Here is a 17,824-nt window from a genome sequence, read left to right on the forward strand (position 1 = left end):
ATTATCCGATGTGCGCGCAAATAAACCGTTTTCCGGTATTAAATGTGATTTCAAAGCGGTCTTTATATGTATCTCCACGCTCATAGTAATGTTGGACGTTGCTAATGAATTCAGTATTATCATAAATAATAAAATTAACACCAGAATATTTTTTAAATAACAATCCATTATAGCAGTATAAACAATCGTATAAAGAAAAGCCGAGTTCATTTAGCCACTGTACAAAATGAAAAAACGTTTTATCCGAAAGCGATTCGAGCCATTGTTGATAAGCGTATGGAAGCCGCTTTCGAAAACGGACGTGTTCGCCGCTTTGAAGCGGGAAAACTTCGATCCCTATATCGACCATCCCGTCTTTTTGTAATTGGCCGCACATCCAATGACCATGGCGGAAAATCTCTATATTTCCTTCTGTCATTTCCTCAAGTAATGATGCTTCCTCATCTTCTTCATCAAAAAAGATCCACTCGCCGTTTACGAATTCAATCGTTCCTTGTATATAAGCGCGTTTTTGTTCATTTATGCATTGAAGACGATGTTCGATGTTCACTTTTCCTCCTCCTTTATTTCCTGTTTTGCCAAATTGTCTTCCATTTATTCACATCGTTCTTACAATCGGACAATTCATCGAAATGAGAGGTGCTGCATAAAATGGAATCATGCCAATAAGGAGAATGCCAAATTAAAAAGAAAGCGAAGGCGGGAAGAACTATGATAAAATCCCTCAAGCGCGAGATAGCTTGGCTTAGCTAAGGAAAAGAAAAGGTATGGCGTTCGGGACGTGTTATGTTAAAAATAGCTTTTTTGTTATCTATCAAGAAAGGATTGGTTCGTATGTGTGGTATCACCGGTTGGGTTGATTTTCAACGCGACTTGCGAATGGAAAAAGAGATTATCTCTAAAATGACAGAAACATTAGCGAAACGTGGACCTGACGATACGAATGCTTGGTTTAGCGAACATGCCGCATTTGGGCATAAGCGGCTTATCGTGGTCGACCCAGCAGGCGGCAAACAGCCGATGACAAGAATGAAAAATGGGTATCGTTATACCGTTTGTTATAACGGAGAATTATATAATACAGAAGACATTCGTAAAGAACTATTAAAAAAGGGGTATACATTCCAAGGGCATTCGGATACGGAAGTATTATTAAACGCTTATATAGAGTGGAAAGAGCACTGTGTTGATTATTTTAACGGAATTTTTGCTTTTGCGATTTGGGATGAACAGCGCGAACAGCTATTTTTAGCGCGGGACCGACTTGGCGTGAAGCCGCTTTTTTATCGGCATGTCCATGATAGTCTTTTGTTTGGCTCAGAAATGAAAGCAATTTTGGCACATCCGGAAGTAAAAGCAGAAGTGGACTATGAAGGGTTAGCAGAAGTGTTTGGATTAGGTCCGTCACGGACACCAGGGCATGGCGTGTTTCGCGGAATGAAAGAATTGCGCCCAGCGCATGCTCTAACGTTTTCCCGTAAAGGAATAAAAGTATGGCGTTACTGGAATGTTCAAAGCGATGTGCATAGAGATTCGTTCGGTGAAACGGTAGAAAAACTCCGTTTTCTTCTTATCGATGCTGTTACGCGCCAACTTGTTTCTGATGTGCCTGTTTGTACGTTTTTATCAGGAGGGGTTGATTCCAGTTCCATTACTGCCATTGCCGCAATGGCGTTTGAAAAGGAAGGAAAAGGGCGACTTCATACGTATTCGATTGATTATGAAGGGAACGACCAATATTTCAAAGCAAATGATTTTCAGCCAAATGCCGATGCGCCTTGGATTGAACTAATGTCAAAAACATTCCAAACCGTCCATCATCATTGTGTCATTAGTCAGGAAGATTTGTTTCATCATTTACAGGAAGCGGTGATCGTCCGTGATGTCCCAGGCATGGCGGATGTGGACTCTTCGTTGCTATGGTTTTGCAAAGAAATAAGAAAAGATTTTGTCGTTAGTTTATCCGGGGAATGTGCGGACGAAATTTTTGGCGGCTACCCATGGTTTCACCGTCCTGACGATTTAGCGCGGAACGGATTCCCTTGGATGCGTTCGACAGAGGCACGGATGGATTTATTAAAAGAAGATTGGAGAAAGAAATTGCAGCTGGATGAATATGTACAAAAGCGCTTTGGTGAAACGATCGCGGAGGTTCCAAGACTGGAAGGGGAAAGTGCGGAAGATGCGAAGCGGCGCGAATTGTTTTATTTGAACATGATTTGGTTTATGACAACGCTTTTGGATCGAAAAGACCGCATGAGTATGGGCGCGAGTTTGGAAGTTCGCGTGCCGTTTGCCGATCATCGGTTAGTAGAATATGTTTGGAATATTCCTTGGGAGATGAAAATGTACGGCAACCGCGAAAAAGGCATTTTGCGCAAGGCATTGGAAGGAATTTTACCAGAGGAAGTGTTATATCGCAAAAAAAGCCCGTATCCGAAAACCCACCATCCGCTTTATACGAAGCTAGTAAAAAATTGGGTAAAAGAATTATTGCACGACCGCTCATCGATTCTTTATGAATTTTTTGATGCGAAAAAATTAGAAGAGTTAGTGGAAACAGAAGGAAAATCATTCCAAGCGCCTTGGTTTGGACAGTTAATGACAGGACCACAACTATTGGCGTATCTTGGCCAAGTGCATGTTTGGTTCCAAAAATACGGCATTACCATAAAAGAATAAGAGCTGCCTTTGTCGCAGCTCTTTTTGTCTATGCAGTTTCTATGCTTGGTATAAGTGATTTTCTCATCCACACTTTCGAACGCCAACGCCATAACATCAGCAATCCACGCAGCCATTCATCAGCAATAAAGGAAATCCATACCCCAATCAGTCCTAAACCAGCCTCAATACCGAGAAAATAGGAAATGGCAACACTAACGCCCCACATGGACAATATCCCCATATATACTGGAAATTTAACATCTCCAGCTGCCCGCAGTGAACTAATGATAACGAGATTAAACGAACGTCCGGGCTCTAATACTATTGTCAATAAGAGAAGCAATCGGCCTGTTTCGATAATTTGTTCATTATCTGTAAACAATGAAAGCAGCTGTCTTGAGAAAATGAAACTAATCGATGCCATCGTGATCGAGATGACGATGGCGCTGCGCAAACTTTTTAAACAACGTGTATATGCTTCTGTATAGCGTCCGGCCCCGACGAGATGGCCGACAAGAATTTGCGTCCCTTGACTTATCGCAATGCCAAATAAAAAAACAAACATCATAATATTTTGCGTATATACTCTCGTTGTCAACGCTTCTGCTCCAAGCCAAGTAATAAAATACGTAATAAGCATTTGCGCCGTATTGTACGCCAAGTGTTCTCCAGCGGATGGAATTCCGATTTTCAATAGATCCCGGATATGATGAAATGGCAAAGAACGAAGAACGGATAATGAAAATGGCATTTTTGTCCGTTTCAATAATAAAGAAAAGATAACGATCAATCCGATGAGACGGCTGACGGTTGTCGAGATTGCCACCCCTTTTACTCCTAATACTGGAAAATCGAACGGTCCAAAAATAAATAAGTAGTTGCCAATCACATTCAGTATGTTCATGCCGATGGTTACGTACATCGTTTCACGGGTAAAACCATAGCTTTTTAATATAGCTCCAATGGTCATAATGAGCGCTTGAATAAATAAAAATCCGCCGACGATCATTAAATAGTCGTTCGCCTCTGTAAGCAAATGGTTCGATAGTTTCATCGTATATAAAATTGGCTTTCCGAAAAAGAATAGCACACTGCTAAGTACAAGGCCGAACAAAAAGTTAACAGCGATAGAGATGAGCGAAACTTCCACTGCATGCTGCTTTCTTTCAGCCCCCAAATATTGCGCCACTAAGACGGCAGTGGCTAAGGCAATAAAATTAAACATGACAATAATCACAGCAATAATTTGATTCGCTACGCCGACAGCGGCAACAGAGTGATCCGAATACTGGCTTAGCATCAATGTATCGGCATTTCCCATGACCATATATAATAGCGTTTCAATAAAAATCGGCCATGTCAGCGCAAATAAGGAAAGCTTTTTCTGATCGGTGTTCATCAAGACAACTCCTTTAATCATTCCGACTTTAAAACTATATCAAGTTTATCTAGTTTATTGCATAATAAGAAGAGAAAAGAGCGATTTGATTTGTATATTTCCGACATGTGAAAGGATGTTTGGAATGGAATACATAACATTTTCTTTTCCGCCGTTTCCGATTTTTATTAAAGGGGCAGAAAGCGTATTTCCAAAAGGACAAAAACATTTTCGACGGACGTTTTCTGTGTTTGATTTGTTATATGTGAAAAAGGGATGCTTATATATGACAGAAGAAAACAAGGAATTTGCTGTAAAAGAAGGAGAATATCTTATTCTTATTCCGGGAAGAGAGCATTACGGGCATTATCCTTGCACGGAAGAAACACAACTAGTTTGGCTTCATTTTACGATCGAAGGAGGATATGACATTGTTCCAAAACAGTCGTTAAGCTGGCAAAATGTCATTGAGAGGGAAGCAACATATGTCGAGTCGGTTCAATATCGTTTTTGGATACGGCAATATGCGAAAGTAAAGCAAAGGGAACGCATCGAACAATTGCTTCAACAATTAGTCGAGCTGAATGAGGAAAGAGATCCAGATCGTTCATTAAAGCAATTACTCTATTTTGTTGAATTCATTTGGCAATTGCAAAAACAGGAGCTGCATATTCCAAGCGCTTCTGAAAAAGTGTGTGCCGAAGCGGTTGCTTACATCGAACGGCATTATGCTGAACCGATTACGATTCAGCAGCTCGCCCAATCATTACGATTTCATCCTGACTACATTACCCGTTGCATGCAAAAAACAATTGGCATGAGTTTTGTGCAATATTTGAATTATTATCGCTTGTCAAAAGCAAAAAAATGGTTGGCAGAAACGAATGAAACGATTGAAGCGATTGCCAAGAGAGCAGGAATTGAAGATGGCGCCTATTTTTCAAGACTATTCAAAAAAATAGAAGGAGTTACACCGACAGAATATCGCCGTACTGTGCATCGGATGTAAAAAGAGAAATCGTTTGCGCATTTCAAGATTATTTAGGAAGATGAAAATTTTTATAAAAGAGTTAATTTGAAAAAAATGCTTGATAAATAAAACAAGTGTTGTATAATGAAAATAAAAGTGCAACCGTTTTCATTTTGTACTATTTTGTGCAAACGGTTTCCGAAAATTTATTTGGAGGGGAAACGAAAAATGAAAGCAAAAAAGGTCTTTTTAGCTGCTCTTTCATTATTTTTGTTGTTAAGTGTAGCGTTATTTGGATGTTCTTCATCTAATTCATCTAATGATTCTGGGAACAAAAGCTCAGATGATCAAGTGACAATTGACATTTTCCAATTTAAAGTGGAATTTAAAGATCAATTTGAAAAATTAGCAAAACAATATGAAAAAGAGCATCCGGGTGTCAAAATTAATATTACGACAGTCGGTGGCGGTGAAGACTACGGTGCTGCACTTAAATCAAAATTTGCTTCAGGAGATGAACCGGCGATTTTTAACGTTGGTGGTCCGCAAGATGTGGAAGATTGGTTAGATAAATTGGCTGATTTGTCAGATACAAAAGCTGCATCCCTAGCTCTTGAAGGAACGCTTGATGGGGTTAAGAAAGGCGATCAAATTTTAGGACTTCCATATAACCAAGAAGGATATGGACTAATTTATAATAAAGAAATATTTAAAAAAGCGGGTATTGATCCAAAAAATATTAAGTCTTTTTCTGATTTAGAAAATGCAGTCAAAAAACTGGACAAAGAAAAAAAATCTTTAGGCATTGATGCTGTTTTTGCTTTTCCTGCTAAAGAAACTTGGGTAACTGGGCTTCACCTATCTAATGTATTTTTAGCGCCTGAATTTGATTCAAATGTTGTAAACGCATTTAATGCAAAAACCGTTGAATTTAAGTACGGCGATGCAATGAAAAAATTAATTGATTTACAAAATAAATATTCTGTGCAGCCTACTGTAAGTCTAGATTATTCGCAGCAAGTGGAAGAATTATTTTCTACGGGACGTGTAGCGATCATTCAACAGGGGAACTGGGTATATAACTCAATCGCAGATATCGATCCAGAATTAGCAGAGAAAAATATCGGCATTTTGCCAATACCAATTGAAGGATATAAAGAGGATGTCATTCCAGTCGGTGTTCCGATGTATTGGGCAGTAAACAAAAATAAAGATGAAAAAGTAGTAAAAGAATCGAAAAAATTCTTAGATTGGTTATACACATCTGATGAAGGAAAAGAAATTGTTTTGAATGAATTTAAATTTATTCCGGCGTATGATGGATATGATTCTTCGGAAATTTCTGACCCACTATCTAAAGAAATTTATGATTATGCTCAACAAGGAAAAACGATTGGTTGGGTATTCATGGGATATCCAACAGGATGGGGCATGGATAAGTTAGGTGTAAATATCCAAAAATATGTAAGCGGAAAGATGAAATGGGATGAATTAATTGCAAATTCTAAAAAAGAATGGGAAGAAGCAAGAAATAAATAAATCAGGCGTGTTGATTTAACTAATAAAAACCAGTTACGATCGGTCCTTCAAATGGCTTTTCTATCGACTGGGCATGTGGTATCGCATGCCCCACTCTCATTTGAATAGTAAAAATAATGGATTATTGTGGCATAGAAGAAAATAACACTATGGTAAGTTGCTTTGTTTTCTTCTATTTCTCTGTTAAATGGGAGACGGAACGAAAATACACTCAAATTTTTTGATGAAATCTACCTATATTTTTTAAGTCTTCTTGTCAGTTTAGTTATATTGGAGGCGTTTTCCATGAGAAAACAACCATTATGGTACTGGCTGTTCTTGGCTCCAGTTCTTATAGCGCTAACCGTTGTTGTAATCATACCGTTTTTTTTTGGTTTATACTACTCTTTCACTAATTGGAATGGGATTCAAAGTACTGAATTTGTAGGATTTAAGCATTATATAAATGTTTTTCAAGACAAGGAATTTTTACACTCCCTTTGGTTTACAACCAAGTTTTCTATTGCGTCTGTGCTCTTTATTAATTTGTTTGGATTGACTCTTGCGTTAATTGTCACTCAAAAAATAAAAACGTATAAAATTCTTCGAACGATCTTTTTTATGCCGAATTTAATAGGAGGTTTAATACTCGGTTTTATTTGGCAATTCATTTTTATTAAAGTGTTTGCTAATGTAGGAAATTACCTGCACATAGAAAGTTTAAAAGGCTGGTTATCGACACCAGAAACAGGTTTTTGGGGACTTGTTATTTTAATAAGCTGGCAAATGGCAGGCTACATTATGGTTATTTATATTGCATATTTAGAAAGCATCCCGCAAGAGTTATTAGAAGCTGCCGAGATCGATGGAGCTAATCGCTTCCAACGTTTTCGCCATATTACTTTTCCGCTTGTAGCGCCAGCTTTTACCGTAAGTTTATTTTTAACATTATCCAACTCTTTTAAACTGTATGACCAGAACTTATCTTTAACAGGCGGAGGCCCTTATAACTCCACACAGATGATCGCAATGGAGATTTTTAAAACAGCATTTAGCGAAAACCAAATGGCTTATGCGCAATCAAAAGCGGTGATATTTTTTGTGATTGTTGCCGTAATTTCCTTGACTCAAGTGTATTTCAATAAAAAAAGGGAAGTGGAGATGTAATGAGGAGAGCACAGAAGTACGTTGTTGAAATCCTCGGGGTTATTTTAGCTCTAGTTTGGCTAGCTCCGTTTTATTTAATGATTGTAAACTCTTTCAAGACAAAGAGAGAAATATTTACAGATACTTTGCGATTACCTGAAACATTTACATTTGAAAATTATGTTGAAGCTTTTCAAGAGCTGGATTTTGTGAAAACTTTTTTTAATTCCTTGCTCATTACCATTGTCAGTGTCAGCATCATCATTATATTTTCATCCATGGCAGCTTATGCGCTTTCAAGACGAAAGGGAAAAATGAGTTCTTTATTATTTTTCATCTTTGTTGGAGCGATGCTCATTCCATTTCAGTCCGTCATGATCCCTTTGATTTATATTTTTGGGCAGATGGATATGTTAAATAGAATTGGATTAATATTCATGTATTTAGGGTTTGGATGCAGTCTTTCTATCTTCCTTTATCATGGGACATTAAATGGCATTCCAAAGTCATTAGATGAAGCGGCAATCATAGATGGGGCTAATCGTTTTCAAGTGTTTTGGCATATTATATTTCCGATGCTTAAACCGATCACTGTTACCGTTGCAATCCTAAATACCATTTGGATATGGAACGATTATTTGTTGCCTTCGCTTGTGATCAATAAAGAAGGAATGCATACGATCCCTCTAAAAATGTTCTTCTTCTTTGGAGAATACACGAAACAATGGCATTTGGCTCTTGCGGGGTTAACAATTGCAATCCTTCCAGTCATTATTGGATATTTCTTTGCGCAAAAACAGATTATAAAAGGAGTGTCGGAGGGGGCAGTGAAATAACGTTTATAAAAAGCGCCCCCGTTTCCTTCATTTTTCTATTCATTTAGTGTAATCGTTTTAGAAATTGCTGTATAATAAATTCCCCCTTTTTATATACTCATTAGGTGGAACAAAAGGGTAATAACCGTTATGATAAGAATGGTATTACCCTTTTCCGATAAAGCAAACAATACTACGATTAAAGGGGGGGAAACGGAAATGGGGAATCGAGTATTCGCTTTATTTATGCTTCCGTTTCTACTTTTTTGTGCGGTTCCGGTACAAGCTGCTGAAAAAGAAGAACGGACATGGCAAGATGAGGCAATTTATTTTATTATGGTCGACCGCTTTAACAACATGGATCCGACGAATGACCAAGACGTTAATGTCAATGATCCAAAAGGATATCACGGCGGTGATTTAAAAGGAGTGACCGCCAAACTAGACTACATTAAAGATATGGGATTTACGGCGATTTGGCTGACACCGATTTTTAAAAATGAACCGGGCGGCTATCATGGGTATTGGATTCAAGACTTTTACAAAGTCGATCCGCATTTTGGCACGATGGAAGATTTAAAAACGTTAGTGAAAGAAGCGCATAAACGCAACATGAAGGTGATTCTGGATTTTGTCGCCAACCATACCGGCTACCACCATCCATGGCTGAACGACCCAGCGAAGAAAGACTGGTTTCATAAGAAAAAAGAAATTTTCGATTGGAGTAACCAAAAGCAAGTGGAAAATGGCTGGGTGAACGGCCTGCCTGATTTGGCGCATGAAAATCCGGAAGTAAAGCGGTATTTAATTGATGCGGCAAAGTGGTGGATCAAACAGACCGATATTGACGGCTATCGTTTAGATGCTGTTCGCCATGTGCCAAAATCATTTTGGAAAGAGTTTTCCAAAGAAGTAAAATCAGTTAAAAAAGACTTCTTGCTGCTTGGAGAAGTATGGGCCGATGATCCGCGCTATATTGCGGATTACGGAAAATACGGAATTGACGGTTTCATCGATTACCCGCTTTACAATGCGGTAACGACGACATTGACGAAACGGGATCAATCATTGCGGCCGCTTTATGACGTATGGGAGTATAATAAAACATTTTACGACCGTCCGTATTTGCTGGGAACATTTTTAGACAACCACGATACGGTCCGGTTTACGAAGCTCGCTTTGGACAACAAACAAAACCCGATTTCCAGAACAAAGCTTGCTTTATCATATTTATTCTCAGCTCCTGGCATTCCGATTATGTATTATGGAACGGAAATTGCGATGAACGGGGGAGAAGACCCCGATAACCGCCGCTTAATGAATTTCCGTGCCGATGATGAAATTATTCAATATATCAAAAAGCTGGGGGAACTGCGAAAGCAGCTTCCGTCACTAAGACGAGGCGATTTTACGTTGCTGTATGAGAAGGACGGCATGGCTGTATTCAAACGGCAATATAAAGAGGAAACAACAGTGATTGCGATTAATAATACAAGCAAAACGCAAAAAGTGCATATTACGAATGAACAGCTTGCACCTGGCAAAGAATTGCGCGGGCTGCTTGCCGGAGATTTAGTGCGGAGCGACAGCGAAGGCTATGATATTATTATCAATCGCGAAACGGCGGAATTTTATGTTGTTGCCGATAAAACAGGCATAAATATTCCGTTTATTGCTGCGCTTGTTGCTGTTTACGCATTATTTGCCCTGTTTTTGTATTTTGCCAAAAAGCGGTCGAAACGGACGACGTAGAATAAAAAGAAAAATGGCTTTCTACATGCACAAAGGCGCTGAAAGTGAATAATGAGGCGCGACTAGCATGATAAACAACGTATACTATGGATAAAAAGCAATGGGGGAGTAAAGATGAACGTCACGATTAAAGATGTTGCAAAACGAGCAAACGTGGCTCCCTCCACGGTTTCCCGCGTTATTGCCGACAGTCCGCGAATTAGTGAGAAGACGAAGCGAAAAGTGCGACAGGCAATGAAAGAACTTGGCTATCATCCGAATTTTATTGCGCGCAGTTTGGCGAGTCAAGCGACACAGGTGATCGGAATTGTCATGCCGAGCGCTGCCGAACTAGCGCTGCAAAACCCGTTTTTTCCAGAAGTGATTCGTGGCATCAGCAAAGCGGCGCATGAGAAGAAATATGCGCTGCAAATGTCGACGGGAGAAGAAGAAGATGAAATTTATGAAGAAGTCATCGACATGCTTCAAGGCCGCCGCGTGGACGGGGTGATTTTGTTATATTCGCGCATCGATGATAAGCTGATGAAATACTTGCAAAAAAATAAATTTCCGTTTGTTGTTATCGGAAAGCCGCATCAAAAAGAAGAACAAATCACCCATGTGGACAACGATAACTATCGGGCGGCGAAAGAAGCGGCCCAGCATTTAATTGAGTTAGGGCACGAACGAATTGCCTTTGTCGGCGGAAATAAGAAATATTTAGTGACCGTCGACCGATTGCACGGCTATGAGGCGGCATTAAAAGGAGCAGGGCTTCCTTATCGGGAAGACTATATCATGCATGAAGAATTTCTGCAGGAAGGCGGTCAGGAAGCGATGAAGGAGTTGCTTTCGCTCGCAGATCCGCCGACCGCGCTTGTCGTCGCCGACGACTTAATGGCCTTAGGCGTGCTGAAGACATTGGATGAAATGGGACTGCGCGTTCCCGATGACATTTCGATCGTCAGCTTCAACAACACGCTGCTGGCGGAAATGTCGCGTCCGCCGCTGACATCGGTGGACATCCACATTTTCCAGCTCGGTTATGAAGCAACAAAAAGTTTAATCGAAAAAATCGCCAACCCGAACGAACCGGTAAAACGCATCATAATTCCGCATCGGATTGTGAAGCGGTTTTCGTGTGATTATTATCGGAAATAAAAAGCTGACACAAGCGATCACCCTGCACGTGATCGTTTGGAGTCGGCTTTTTTAAATTGGAAAGTACATGTACCTACACTCTATCGATCTGTATTAGACATACTGATTTTACTTGCTGAAAACGGTCTACATGCGGAAAAAGATTATAATCAAATTCAGGAAAAATGAAACTACCTGTCTCCTGCAGAGTTCAGGAAAACAGGTAGTTTAGATGTAGAGTCACATTTCAAGATAGCCATGATATCGAGTAAGAAAACGTTATTTAGATAACCGTTTCATGAGAGCCGCTTTTTCATCTTCAAAACCCGGTTTGCCAAGTAAGGCAAACATATTTTTCTTGTATGCTTCCACTCCCGGCTGATCAAACGGATTCACACCGAGTAAATGACCGCTGATGCCGCAAGCTTTTTCGAAGAAGTATACCATTTCACCAAAGGTGTATTCATTCATTTCATCCAGTTCAACAATTAAGTTAGGCACTCCACCGTCTACATGTGCTAATAGCGTGCCTTGAAAAGCCTTTTTGTTTACTTCATCCAGCGTTTTACCGGCCAAGAAATTCAATCCATCGATATTTTCTGGATCTTCTTGAATCGTCAGTTCGATTTGCGGTTTCTTGACATGCAGCACTGTTTCGATCAGATTGCGTCGGCCTTCCTGAACGTATTGCCCCATGGAATGTAAATCTGTTGTAAAGTCAACGGATGCAGGAAAGAGTCCTTTCTGATCTTTCCCTTCACTTTCTCCAAACAGCTGTTTCCACCACTCCGATACATAATGAAGGGATGGCTCATAATTAACCAATAATTCGATCGCTTTGCCTTTACGGTAGAGAATATTTCGTACAGCGGCATACTGATAACTCTCATTGGTTAAAAGATCGGGATTATTATATTTATGATATGCTGATGCTGCCCCTTCCATCATTCGGTCAATATTCAGTCCAGCTACAGCGATTGGTAATAGCCCAACTGCTGTCAGCACAGAATATCTCCCGCCTATGTTATCCGGAATAACGAACGTTTCATATCCTTCTTGATCGGCGAGCTTTTTTAATGCTCCTTTTGTTCGGTCAGTAGTAACGTAAATCCGTTTTCTTGCTTCCTCTTTTCCATATTTCTTCTCCATGTAATCACGGAAAATGCGGAAAGCAATGGCAGGCTCTGTCGTTGTTCCCGATTTAGAAATGACATTGATAGACAGATCTTTGCCTTCTAATACATCTAATAAATGAGAGATATAAGTGGAACTGATATTCTGACCAGCAAAATAAATTTGTGTCGTATCGTTCATTTGGTTATGAAAGGTATGGGATAATGCTTCAATAGCCGCCCTTGCACCCAAATAAGATCCGCCAATGCCGATCACCACAAGAGCGTCTGAATGATTCCGGATTCTTTCAGCAGCTTGTTTGATTCGCGAAAATTCGTTTTTATCATAGCGGATCGGCCAATCAACCCAACCGAGAAAATCCGATCCTGGACCTTTCCTTTCATGAAGCATATGATGAGCTGCTTTTACAAATTCGCTTAAATAATCTAGTTCATTCTCTTGCATAAATGGTAATGCATTAGAGTAATCAAAAGAGATAGCCATATAACACTTCTCCTTTCTCTTCCAATTTTGCTGTGCATGTCCATTGATCATTTTGGACCTTACGTCTGAAAGGGGATTTTATGTTATTTCCTTAAAAGTTTTTTCTGGAGATGCTTCAAATGCTTATAACGGTTTATTTCTTCTCATTTTTTTCTACAGCATGTCCGCCAAATTCGTTGCGTAGAGCTGCTACCACTTTGCCTGTAAATGTATCGTTTTCTAATGAACGATACCGCATCAATAAGGACATGGCGATGACAGGAGTGGCAGTTTGTAGATCTAAAGCCGTTTCGACTGTCCATTTCCCTTCACCGGAAGAATACATAATTCCTTTGATTTCCTCTAATTTTGCATCTTTTGAAAATGCGCGTTCTGTTAATTCCATGAGCCATGAACGAATAACTGAACCATTATTCCACACTCTTGCAACTTTTTCATAGTCATAATCGAATTCGCTTTTCTCTAATATTTCGAATCCTTCGCCAATGGCAGCCATCATTCCATATTCAATCCCATTGTGGACCATTTTTAAGAAGTGGCCACTACCTGCTTTTCCTGTATATAAATACCCATTTTTGACAGCGGTATCTCGGAAAAGAGGCTCGACAATGTTCCAAGCTTCAGAATCCCCTCCAACCATGTAACACGCTCCGTTACGAGCACCTTCCACTCCACCAGAGGTTCCAGCATCCATAAAGTGAATTCCAATCTCCTTTAGCTCGTTATAACGACGAATCGATTCCTTATAGTGAGAATTGCCACCATCAATCACGATGTCTCCTTTGCTTAAAAATGGTGTAATCTCACTAATCACCGAATCAACAACTGTGTGTGGAACCATCATCCAAAGAATTCTTGGGTTTTCTAATGATAGAACGAGCTCCTTTAAACTGGATACGCCTTTAGCCCCGTATTTTTTTATTTCTTCAACCGCATTTGCATTTACATCGAACGCCACTACTTCGTGCTTATGTTCAATGAGATTTTTACCTAAGTTTAATCCCATTTTTCCTAAACCGATTAACCCGACTCTCATGCTGACTACCTCCTAAAACTTGATCAAAGAAGATTTGATGGTAGAATAATGCATTTCCTATTTCACATATTGACAACTTAATTATGTTTTCAAGTTTGCTCTGAAAGTGATTGCCTACCGCCAATAAAATCCGTCTTCTTTCAATAATTGATAAGAAGCTTCTGGTCCCATCGAACCTGAACGATATGAATGAAGAGGAAGGAGATTTTCCTCAAATGCCTCTAAAACAGGTTGCACCCATTTCCAAGATAGTTCAACTTCTTTCCAATGAGCAAAGAAAGTCGAATCGCCATGTAAAGCGTCAAAAATTAAGAGTTCATAGGCTTCGGGTACCTCTTTCTGATTAGTCGTAAAGTGCATATGAACAGGTTCCATTTTTCCATTGTTGAATACATTTTTACTATTGAATTGCAACGTAACACCTTCGTTCGGATTGATTTGAATCACCAAAAGATTAGGAGCTGTTTTCTCATTTTTCGGTAAGTACCATTCCTTTAATGGATTTTTAAATTCAATGACAATACGTGTGGACTTTTCCTTCATTCTTTTACCTGTACGGATATAGAATGGTACCCCGCTCCAATTTTCATCATCAATCCACAAACGAGCAGCAACAAATGTCTCCGTTGTTGAAGAAGCATCGATTTCAGGTTCTTCTTTATATCCAACAACTGGTTTACCATGGATTTCTCCAGGACCGTATTGACCACGAACGACGTGTAAACCTACTTCTTCTTTCTGTATTGGTCGAAGAGATTCCATGATTTTTCTTTTCTCATTACGGATGTCTTTTGCGCTAATCTGTTTTGGCAGGTGCATGGCTGTCATCATCAACAATTGCAGCATATGATTTTGGAACATATCGCGAATGGCTCCTGCCTGATCATAATAGCTTGCTCTTTGTTCTACTCCAACCGTCTCACTTGCCGTAATTTGTACATTGGCTATATATTGATTGTTCCATATCGCTTGAAACACAGGGTTGGCAAACTTTAAAGCTTCAAGGTTTTGGACCATCGGTTTTCCAAGGTAATGATCCACCCGATAAATTTCTTCTTCTTCGAAAGCTTGACTTAACTTTTCGTTTAAATCTTGGGCCGATTTTATATCGTGACCAAAAGGTTTTTCGATAATCAGACGTTTCCAACCATTGGTGGATCCTAATCCACTTTCCTTGATGTTTGACGTAATCACATCAAAAAATTCTGGCGCAACAGATAAGTAAAACATACGGTTTTCAGGAATATTCAATTCTTTTTCACGTTGTTGAACAATTTCGAGCAACTTTTTATACCCTTGTGCATTCGTTACATCTAAAGAAGTATAACGAAACGCACGGAGAAACTCTTCCATTTTGGAACGGTCATTTGTCAAACGTCTAGAAAAGGTTTTTACCGAATTTTCCACATATATTTGAAATTCATCATCGGATAATTCTCTTTTACTTACTCCAATAATGGAAAACGACTGAGGCATTTTTTGGTCGAGAAATAAATTATATAATGCAGGGAAAATTTTTCGTTTAGCTAAATCACCTGTTGCCCCAAACAAGACAAAGGTCATCGAATCCAATGTTATCCCCCCTGTCTTTTTGAAACATTTTTCAAAAAGAATAAAGCTGATAGAGCAGATGTAACAAGGTTTACTACATTGCAAGAATTGGTATTTTTGTGAACAGGAAGAAGGTCTTGTTCTTGTATTTTTTCGTTCATGAAAGTTCAACAAAGACGAGGGCAGCTTTTGTTCCTTCCAGCGTTTTTAAAACATCGAGAGCATTCTCTCCGAAATAAATATCGCGCGGAATAGTAAAACGATTCATGCTGCTCCCTCCAGTGCTCGTAATTGGTTTACAGATGCTAGTATAATGCGTATAAAATTTATTGAGAAGTACGCACTTTATTATCATGTAGTGATAAAAAAATAATATAGTGCAAAAAAATATACCTAATGATATAAAAGGCATGCAGATACAATGAACGGAATGTATCATGAAGAGACCTTTACCATCCAGAGAAATGAATGCCATCTGCTATGAGTGAATAAATGTGTATAACATTTATTTGACAGTATGTGTTTTATTATTATAAAGTGAAAATGAGTATACCATGGGCTGTAATAAACATGGGAGGTGAAACGATGGGACACGTTTGTGGCAAGACGTATAACTGTGAAAAAGAATTAACACTCGCTGTTATAGGCGGTAAATGGAAAATGCTTATTTTATGGCATCTAGGAAAAGGGGGAAAGAAGCGGTTTAGTGAACTAAAAGCTCTCATGCCGGGGATCACCCAAAGAATGCTTGTTAACCAGTTGCGAGAGCTGGAGGAAGATCAAATTGTTCATCGCGAAGTCTATCCTGTTGTTCCACCAAAAGTAGAATATTCACTGACCGAGCATGGAAAAAGTCTGATGCCAATTCTTGATGCTATGTATGAATGGGGCAGAAACTATATGGAGACTGTTGTCAAAGGTCAAGTAAAAATCAATGAGGCCGCCAAGTAGAAAAAACTTTTCTCCTTTAAAGCTTCGAAAACTCCCTGCTCGTACTCCTTAATATACTTTTACAGGCAGGTAATTTTCATAGAAAATGCACACTTATCGATATAGAGATGAAGAAAGCAATAAGTTTATATTAGACGTTAAAAAACCAGCGGACAACCATCTTTATGAAAGATCCACTGTCCGTTGGTTTTTTTGTATGTACGTGGTTGCAGATCACAAAGCATCACCTCTATCATCAGATCCCTCATCGTTTCTACAGACTTCTTTTTTATTCTCCTTTTTTTCGTTTATCCTCTTTTAGTATACTTTTCCACACTATGTAACACAAAAGTGTGTACTTGTTAAATTGAATGATGTGTCTAATAATATCAGTATCGCCACTGACTGGGGCGAAACGTTACTAGATGGATAACAAGAGAGGGGGAGACTATGAAACTGAGAGTTTCAGCAGTTCAATATCATCTTCATACCATCCAATCGTTTGAGGAATTTGCCAAACAAGTAGAACATTATATTAAAACAGCCGAAGAGTTTGGGGCGGATTTTGTCTTGTTTCCGGAATTTTTCACCACCCAGCTAATGTCTATTGGCAACCAGCAAGGGCAACCTTTGACCATTCAAGATCTTCCTGATTTTACAGAACAATATCGGTCTTTATTTATTAATTTGGCTAAGCAAACAAAGATGCATATTATTGGAGGAACCCATGTCATCCGTAAAGGCGGACGATTATACAACGTTGCTCATTTATTCTATCCAGACGGAAGAGTTGCCGAACAGCCAAAGCTTCATATCACTCCGACGGAAGTAAAGGAATGGAATATGTCTCCTGGAGAAAGCTTGCAGGTGTTCGAAACAGACAAGGGAACCATTGCGATGTTGACTTGCTATGACATCGAATTTCCAGAAATCGTTCGAATGGCAAAGGCGAAAGGGGCTGATGTCATTTTCTGCCCTTCATGCACCGATGATCGTCACGGATTTTATCGTGTCCGTTACACCAGCCATGCGAGAGCAATCGAAAATCAAGTTTATGTCGTCACCACTGGTACGGTAGGTTCCCTTCCTACGGTTGATTTCATGAGGGCAAATTTTGGGCAAGCGGCGGTGATTACACCGAACGATATTCCATTTCCTCCGCGCGGCATCTTGGTAGAAGGAGAAATCAATCATGATATGATTGTAACCGCTGATCTCGATTTAGAGCTGTTATATCAGGTTCGCGAAAGCGGTTCTGTCACCACGTGGCGTGATCGACGCACGGATCTTTATCCGGATTGGAAATAAGATGTGACTAGCTGCTCTAT

General features: G+C 39.5%; 14 protein-coding genes. 9 read left to right on the forward strand and 5 right to left on the reverse strand.

The window, feature by feature from the left end; translation table 11 throughout:
• Nucleotide 1: 1 nt before the first annotated feature.
• Nucleotides 2-550: a DUF2777 domain-containing protein gene (locus tag DER53_RS08030; RefSeq protein ID WP_012749384.1), complete on the reverse strand. Its 549-nt coding sequence runs from the start codon at nt 548-550 to the stop codon at nt 2-4.
• Between the two features lie 284 nt (nt 551-834).
• Between DER53_RS08030 and asnB the strand changes: the two genes are divergently transcribed.
• Nucleotides 835-2,682 (forward strand): asparagine synthase (glutamine-hydrolyzing), encoded by a 1,848-nt coding sequence (asnB, locus tag DER53_RS08035; protein ID WP_062753858.1) that lies wholly within the window; start codon nt 835-837, stop codon nt 2,680-2,682.
• Between the two features lie 28 nt (nt 2,683-2,710).
• Here asnB and DER53_RS08040 read toward each other — a convergent pair whose 3' ends face one another.
• The gene (locus tag DER53_RS08040) at nt 2,711-4,063 is read right to left on the reverse strand and encodes an MATE family efflux transporter (RefSeq protein WP_012749386.1); all 1,353 of its coding nucleotides are present in this window, start codon (nt 4,061-4,063) and stop codon (nt 2,711-2,713) included.
• A 124-nt stretch (nt 4,064-4,187) separates the two neighbouring features.
• On the opposite strand from DER53_RS08040, the gene DER53_RS08045 reads away from it, so the two are divergent.
• The 6 genes from DER53_RS08045 to DER53_RS08070 all read left to right on the forward strand — a co-directional run bounded on the left by DER53_RS08045 (nt 4,188) and on the right by DER53_RS08070 (nt 11,383).
• The gene (locus DER53_RS08045) at nt 4,188-5,051 is read left to right on the forward strand and encodes an AraC family transcriptional regulator (RefSeq protein WP_013877336.1); all 864 of its coding nucleotides are present in this window, start codon (nt 4,188-4,190) and stop codon (nt 5,049-5,051) included.
• A gap of 189 nt (nt 5,052-5,240) precedes the next feature.
• Entirely contained in the window at nt 5,241-6,551 is a 1,311-nt protein-coding gene (locus tag DER53_RS08050; RefSeq protein ID WP_062753856.1) for an ABC transporter substrate-binding protein, read from the forward strand.
• A 285-nt stretch (nt 6,552-6,836) separates the two neighbouring features.
• Nucleotides 6,837-7,697 (forward strand): carbohydrate ABC transporter permease, encoded by an 861-nt coding sequence (locus tag DER53_RS08055; RefSeq protein WP_062753854.1) that lies wholly within the window; start codon nt 6,837-6,839, stop codon nt 7,695-7,697.
• Nucleotides 7,697-8,512, forward strand: coding sequence for a carbohydrate ABC transporter permease (locus DER53_RS08060; protein WP_062753852.1), 816 nt, complete (start codon nt 7,697-7,699; stop codon nt 8,510-8,512). The genes DER53_RS08055 and DER53_RS08060 overlap by 1 nt, the downstream gene beginning before the upstream one ends.
• A gap of 198 nt (nt 8,513-8,710) precedes the next feature.
• Entirely contained in the window at nt 8,711-10,243 is a 1,533-nt protein-coding gene (locus DER53_RS08065; protein WP_062753850.1) for an alpha-amylase family glycosyl hydrolase, read from the forward strand.
• 114 nt (nt 10,244-10,357) lie between these two features.
• Nucleotides 10,358-11,383: a LacI family DNA-binding transcriptional regulator gene (locus tag DER53_RS08070; RefSeq protein ID WP_062753848.1), complete on the forward strand. Its 1,026-nt coding sequence runs from the start codon at nt 10,358-10,360 to the stop codon at nt 11,381-11,383.
• 258 nt (nt 11,384-11,641) lie between these two features.
• Here DER53_RS08070 and DER53_RS08075 read toward each other — a convergent pair whose 3' ends face one another.
• From DER53_RS08075 to zwf, 3 genes are all read right to left on the reverse strand, one after another.
• A complete protein-coding gene (locus DER53_RS08075; protein ID WP_062753847.1) occupies nt 11,642-12,979 on the reverse strand; it encodes a glucose-6-phosphate isomerase in 1,338 nt (445 codons plus the stop codon).
• Nucleotides 12,980-13,112: 133 nt separating this feature from the next.
• Entirely contained in the window at nt 13,113-14,015 is a 903-nt protein-coding gene (gnd, locus tag DER53_RS08080; protein ID WP_062678481.1) for a phosphogluconate dehydrogenase (NAD(+)-dependent, decarboxylating), read from the reverse strand.
• 114 nt (nt 14,016-14,129) lie between these two features.
• On the reverse strand, nt 14,130-15,587 hold the full coding sequence (zwf, locus tag DER53_RS08085; protein ID WP_062753843.1) for a glucose-6-phosphate dehydrogenase: 1,458 nt from the start codon (nt 15,585-15,587) through the stop codon (nt 14,130-14,132).
• Nucleotides 15,588-16,151: 564 nt separating this feature from the next.
• Here zwf and hxlR point away from each other — a divergent pair.
• Both hxlR and DER53_RS08100 read left to right on the forward strand, forming a co-directional pair.
• Nucleotides 16,152-16,517, forward strand: coding sequence for a transcriptional activator HxlR (hxlR, locus tag DER53_RS08095; protein ID WP_062677804.1), 366 nt, complete (start codon nt 16,152-16,154; stop codon nt 16,515-16,517).
• 429 nt (nt 16,518-16,946) lie between these two features.
• On the forward strand, nt 16,947-17,804 hold the full coding sequence (locus DER53_RS08100; protein ID WP_062753841.1) for a carbon-nitrogen hydrolase family protein: 858 nt from the start codon (nt 16,947-16,949) through the stop codon (nt 17,802-17,804).
• Nucleotides 17,805-17,824 lie beyond the last annotated feature (20 nt).

The sequence above is a fragment of the Parageobacillus toebii NBRC 107807 genome, assembly GCF_003688615.2.
GTDB classification, from domain to species: Bacteria; Bacillota; Bacilli; order Bacillales; family Anoxybacillaceae; genus Parageobacillus_B; species Parageobacillus_B toebii.

What these genes read in the sequence shown, in the direction of transcription:
- asnB (WP_062753858.1), top strand. Translation starts at nt 835, where the DNA reads ATGTGTGGTATCACCGGTTGGGTTGATTTTCAACGCGACTTGCGAATG.
- DER53_RS08040 (WP_012749386.1), bottom strand. Translation starts at nt 4,063, where the DNA reads ATGAACACCGATCAGAAAAAGCTTTCCTTATTTGCGCTGACATGGCCG.
- DER53_RS08045 (WP_013877336.1), top strand. Translation starts at nt 4,188, where the DNA reads ATGGAATACATAACATTTTCTTTTCCGCCGTTTCCGATTTTTATTAAA.
- DER53_RS08050 (WP_062753856.1), top strand. Translation starts at nt 5,241, where the DNA reads ATGAAAGCAAAAAAGGTCTTTTTAGCTGCTCTTTCATTATTTTTGTTG.
- DER53_RS08055 (WP_062753854.1), top strand. Translation starts at nt 6,837, where the DNA reads ATGAGAAAACAACCATTATGGTACTGGCTGTTCTTGGCTCCAGTTCTT.
- DER53_RS08060 (WP_062753852.1), top strand. Translation starts at nt 7,697, where the DNA reads ATGAGGAGAGCACAGAAGTACGTTGTTGAAATCCTCGGGGTTATTTTA.
- DER53_RS08065 (WP_062753850.1), top strand. Translation starts at nt 8,711, where the DNA reads ATGGGGAATCGAGTATTCGCTTTATTTATGCTTCCGTTTCTACTTTTT.
- DER53_RS08070 (WP_062753848.1), top strand. Translation starts at nt 10,358, where the DNA reads ATGAACGTCACGATTAAAGATGTTGCAAAACGAGCAAACGTGGCTCCC.
- DER53_RS08075 (WP_062753847.1), bottom strand. Translation starts at nt 12,979, where the DNA reads ATGGCTATCTCTTTTGATTACTCTAATGCATTACCATTTATGCAAGAG.
- gnd (WP_062678481.1), bottom strand. Translation starts at nt 14,015, where the DNA reads ATGAGAGTCGGGTTAATCGGTTTAGGAAAAATGGGATTAAACTTAGGT.
- hxlR (WP_062677804.1), top strand. Translation starts at nt 16,152, where the DNA reads ATGGGACACGTTTGTGGCAAGACGTATAACTGTGAAAAAGAATTAACA.
- DER53_RS08100 (WP_062753841.1), top strand. Translation starts at nt 16,947, where the DNA reads ATGAAACTGAGAGTTTCAGCAGTTCAATATCATCTTCATACCATCCAA.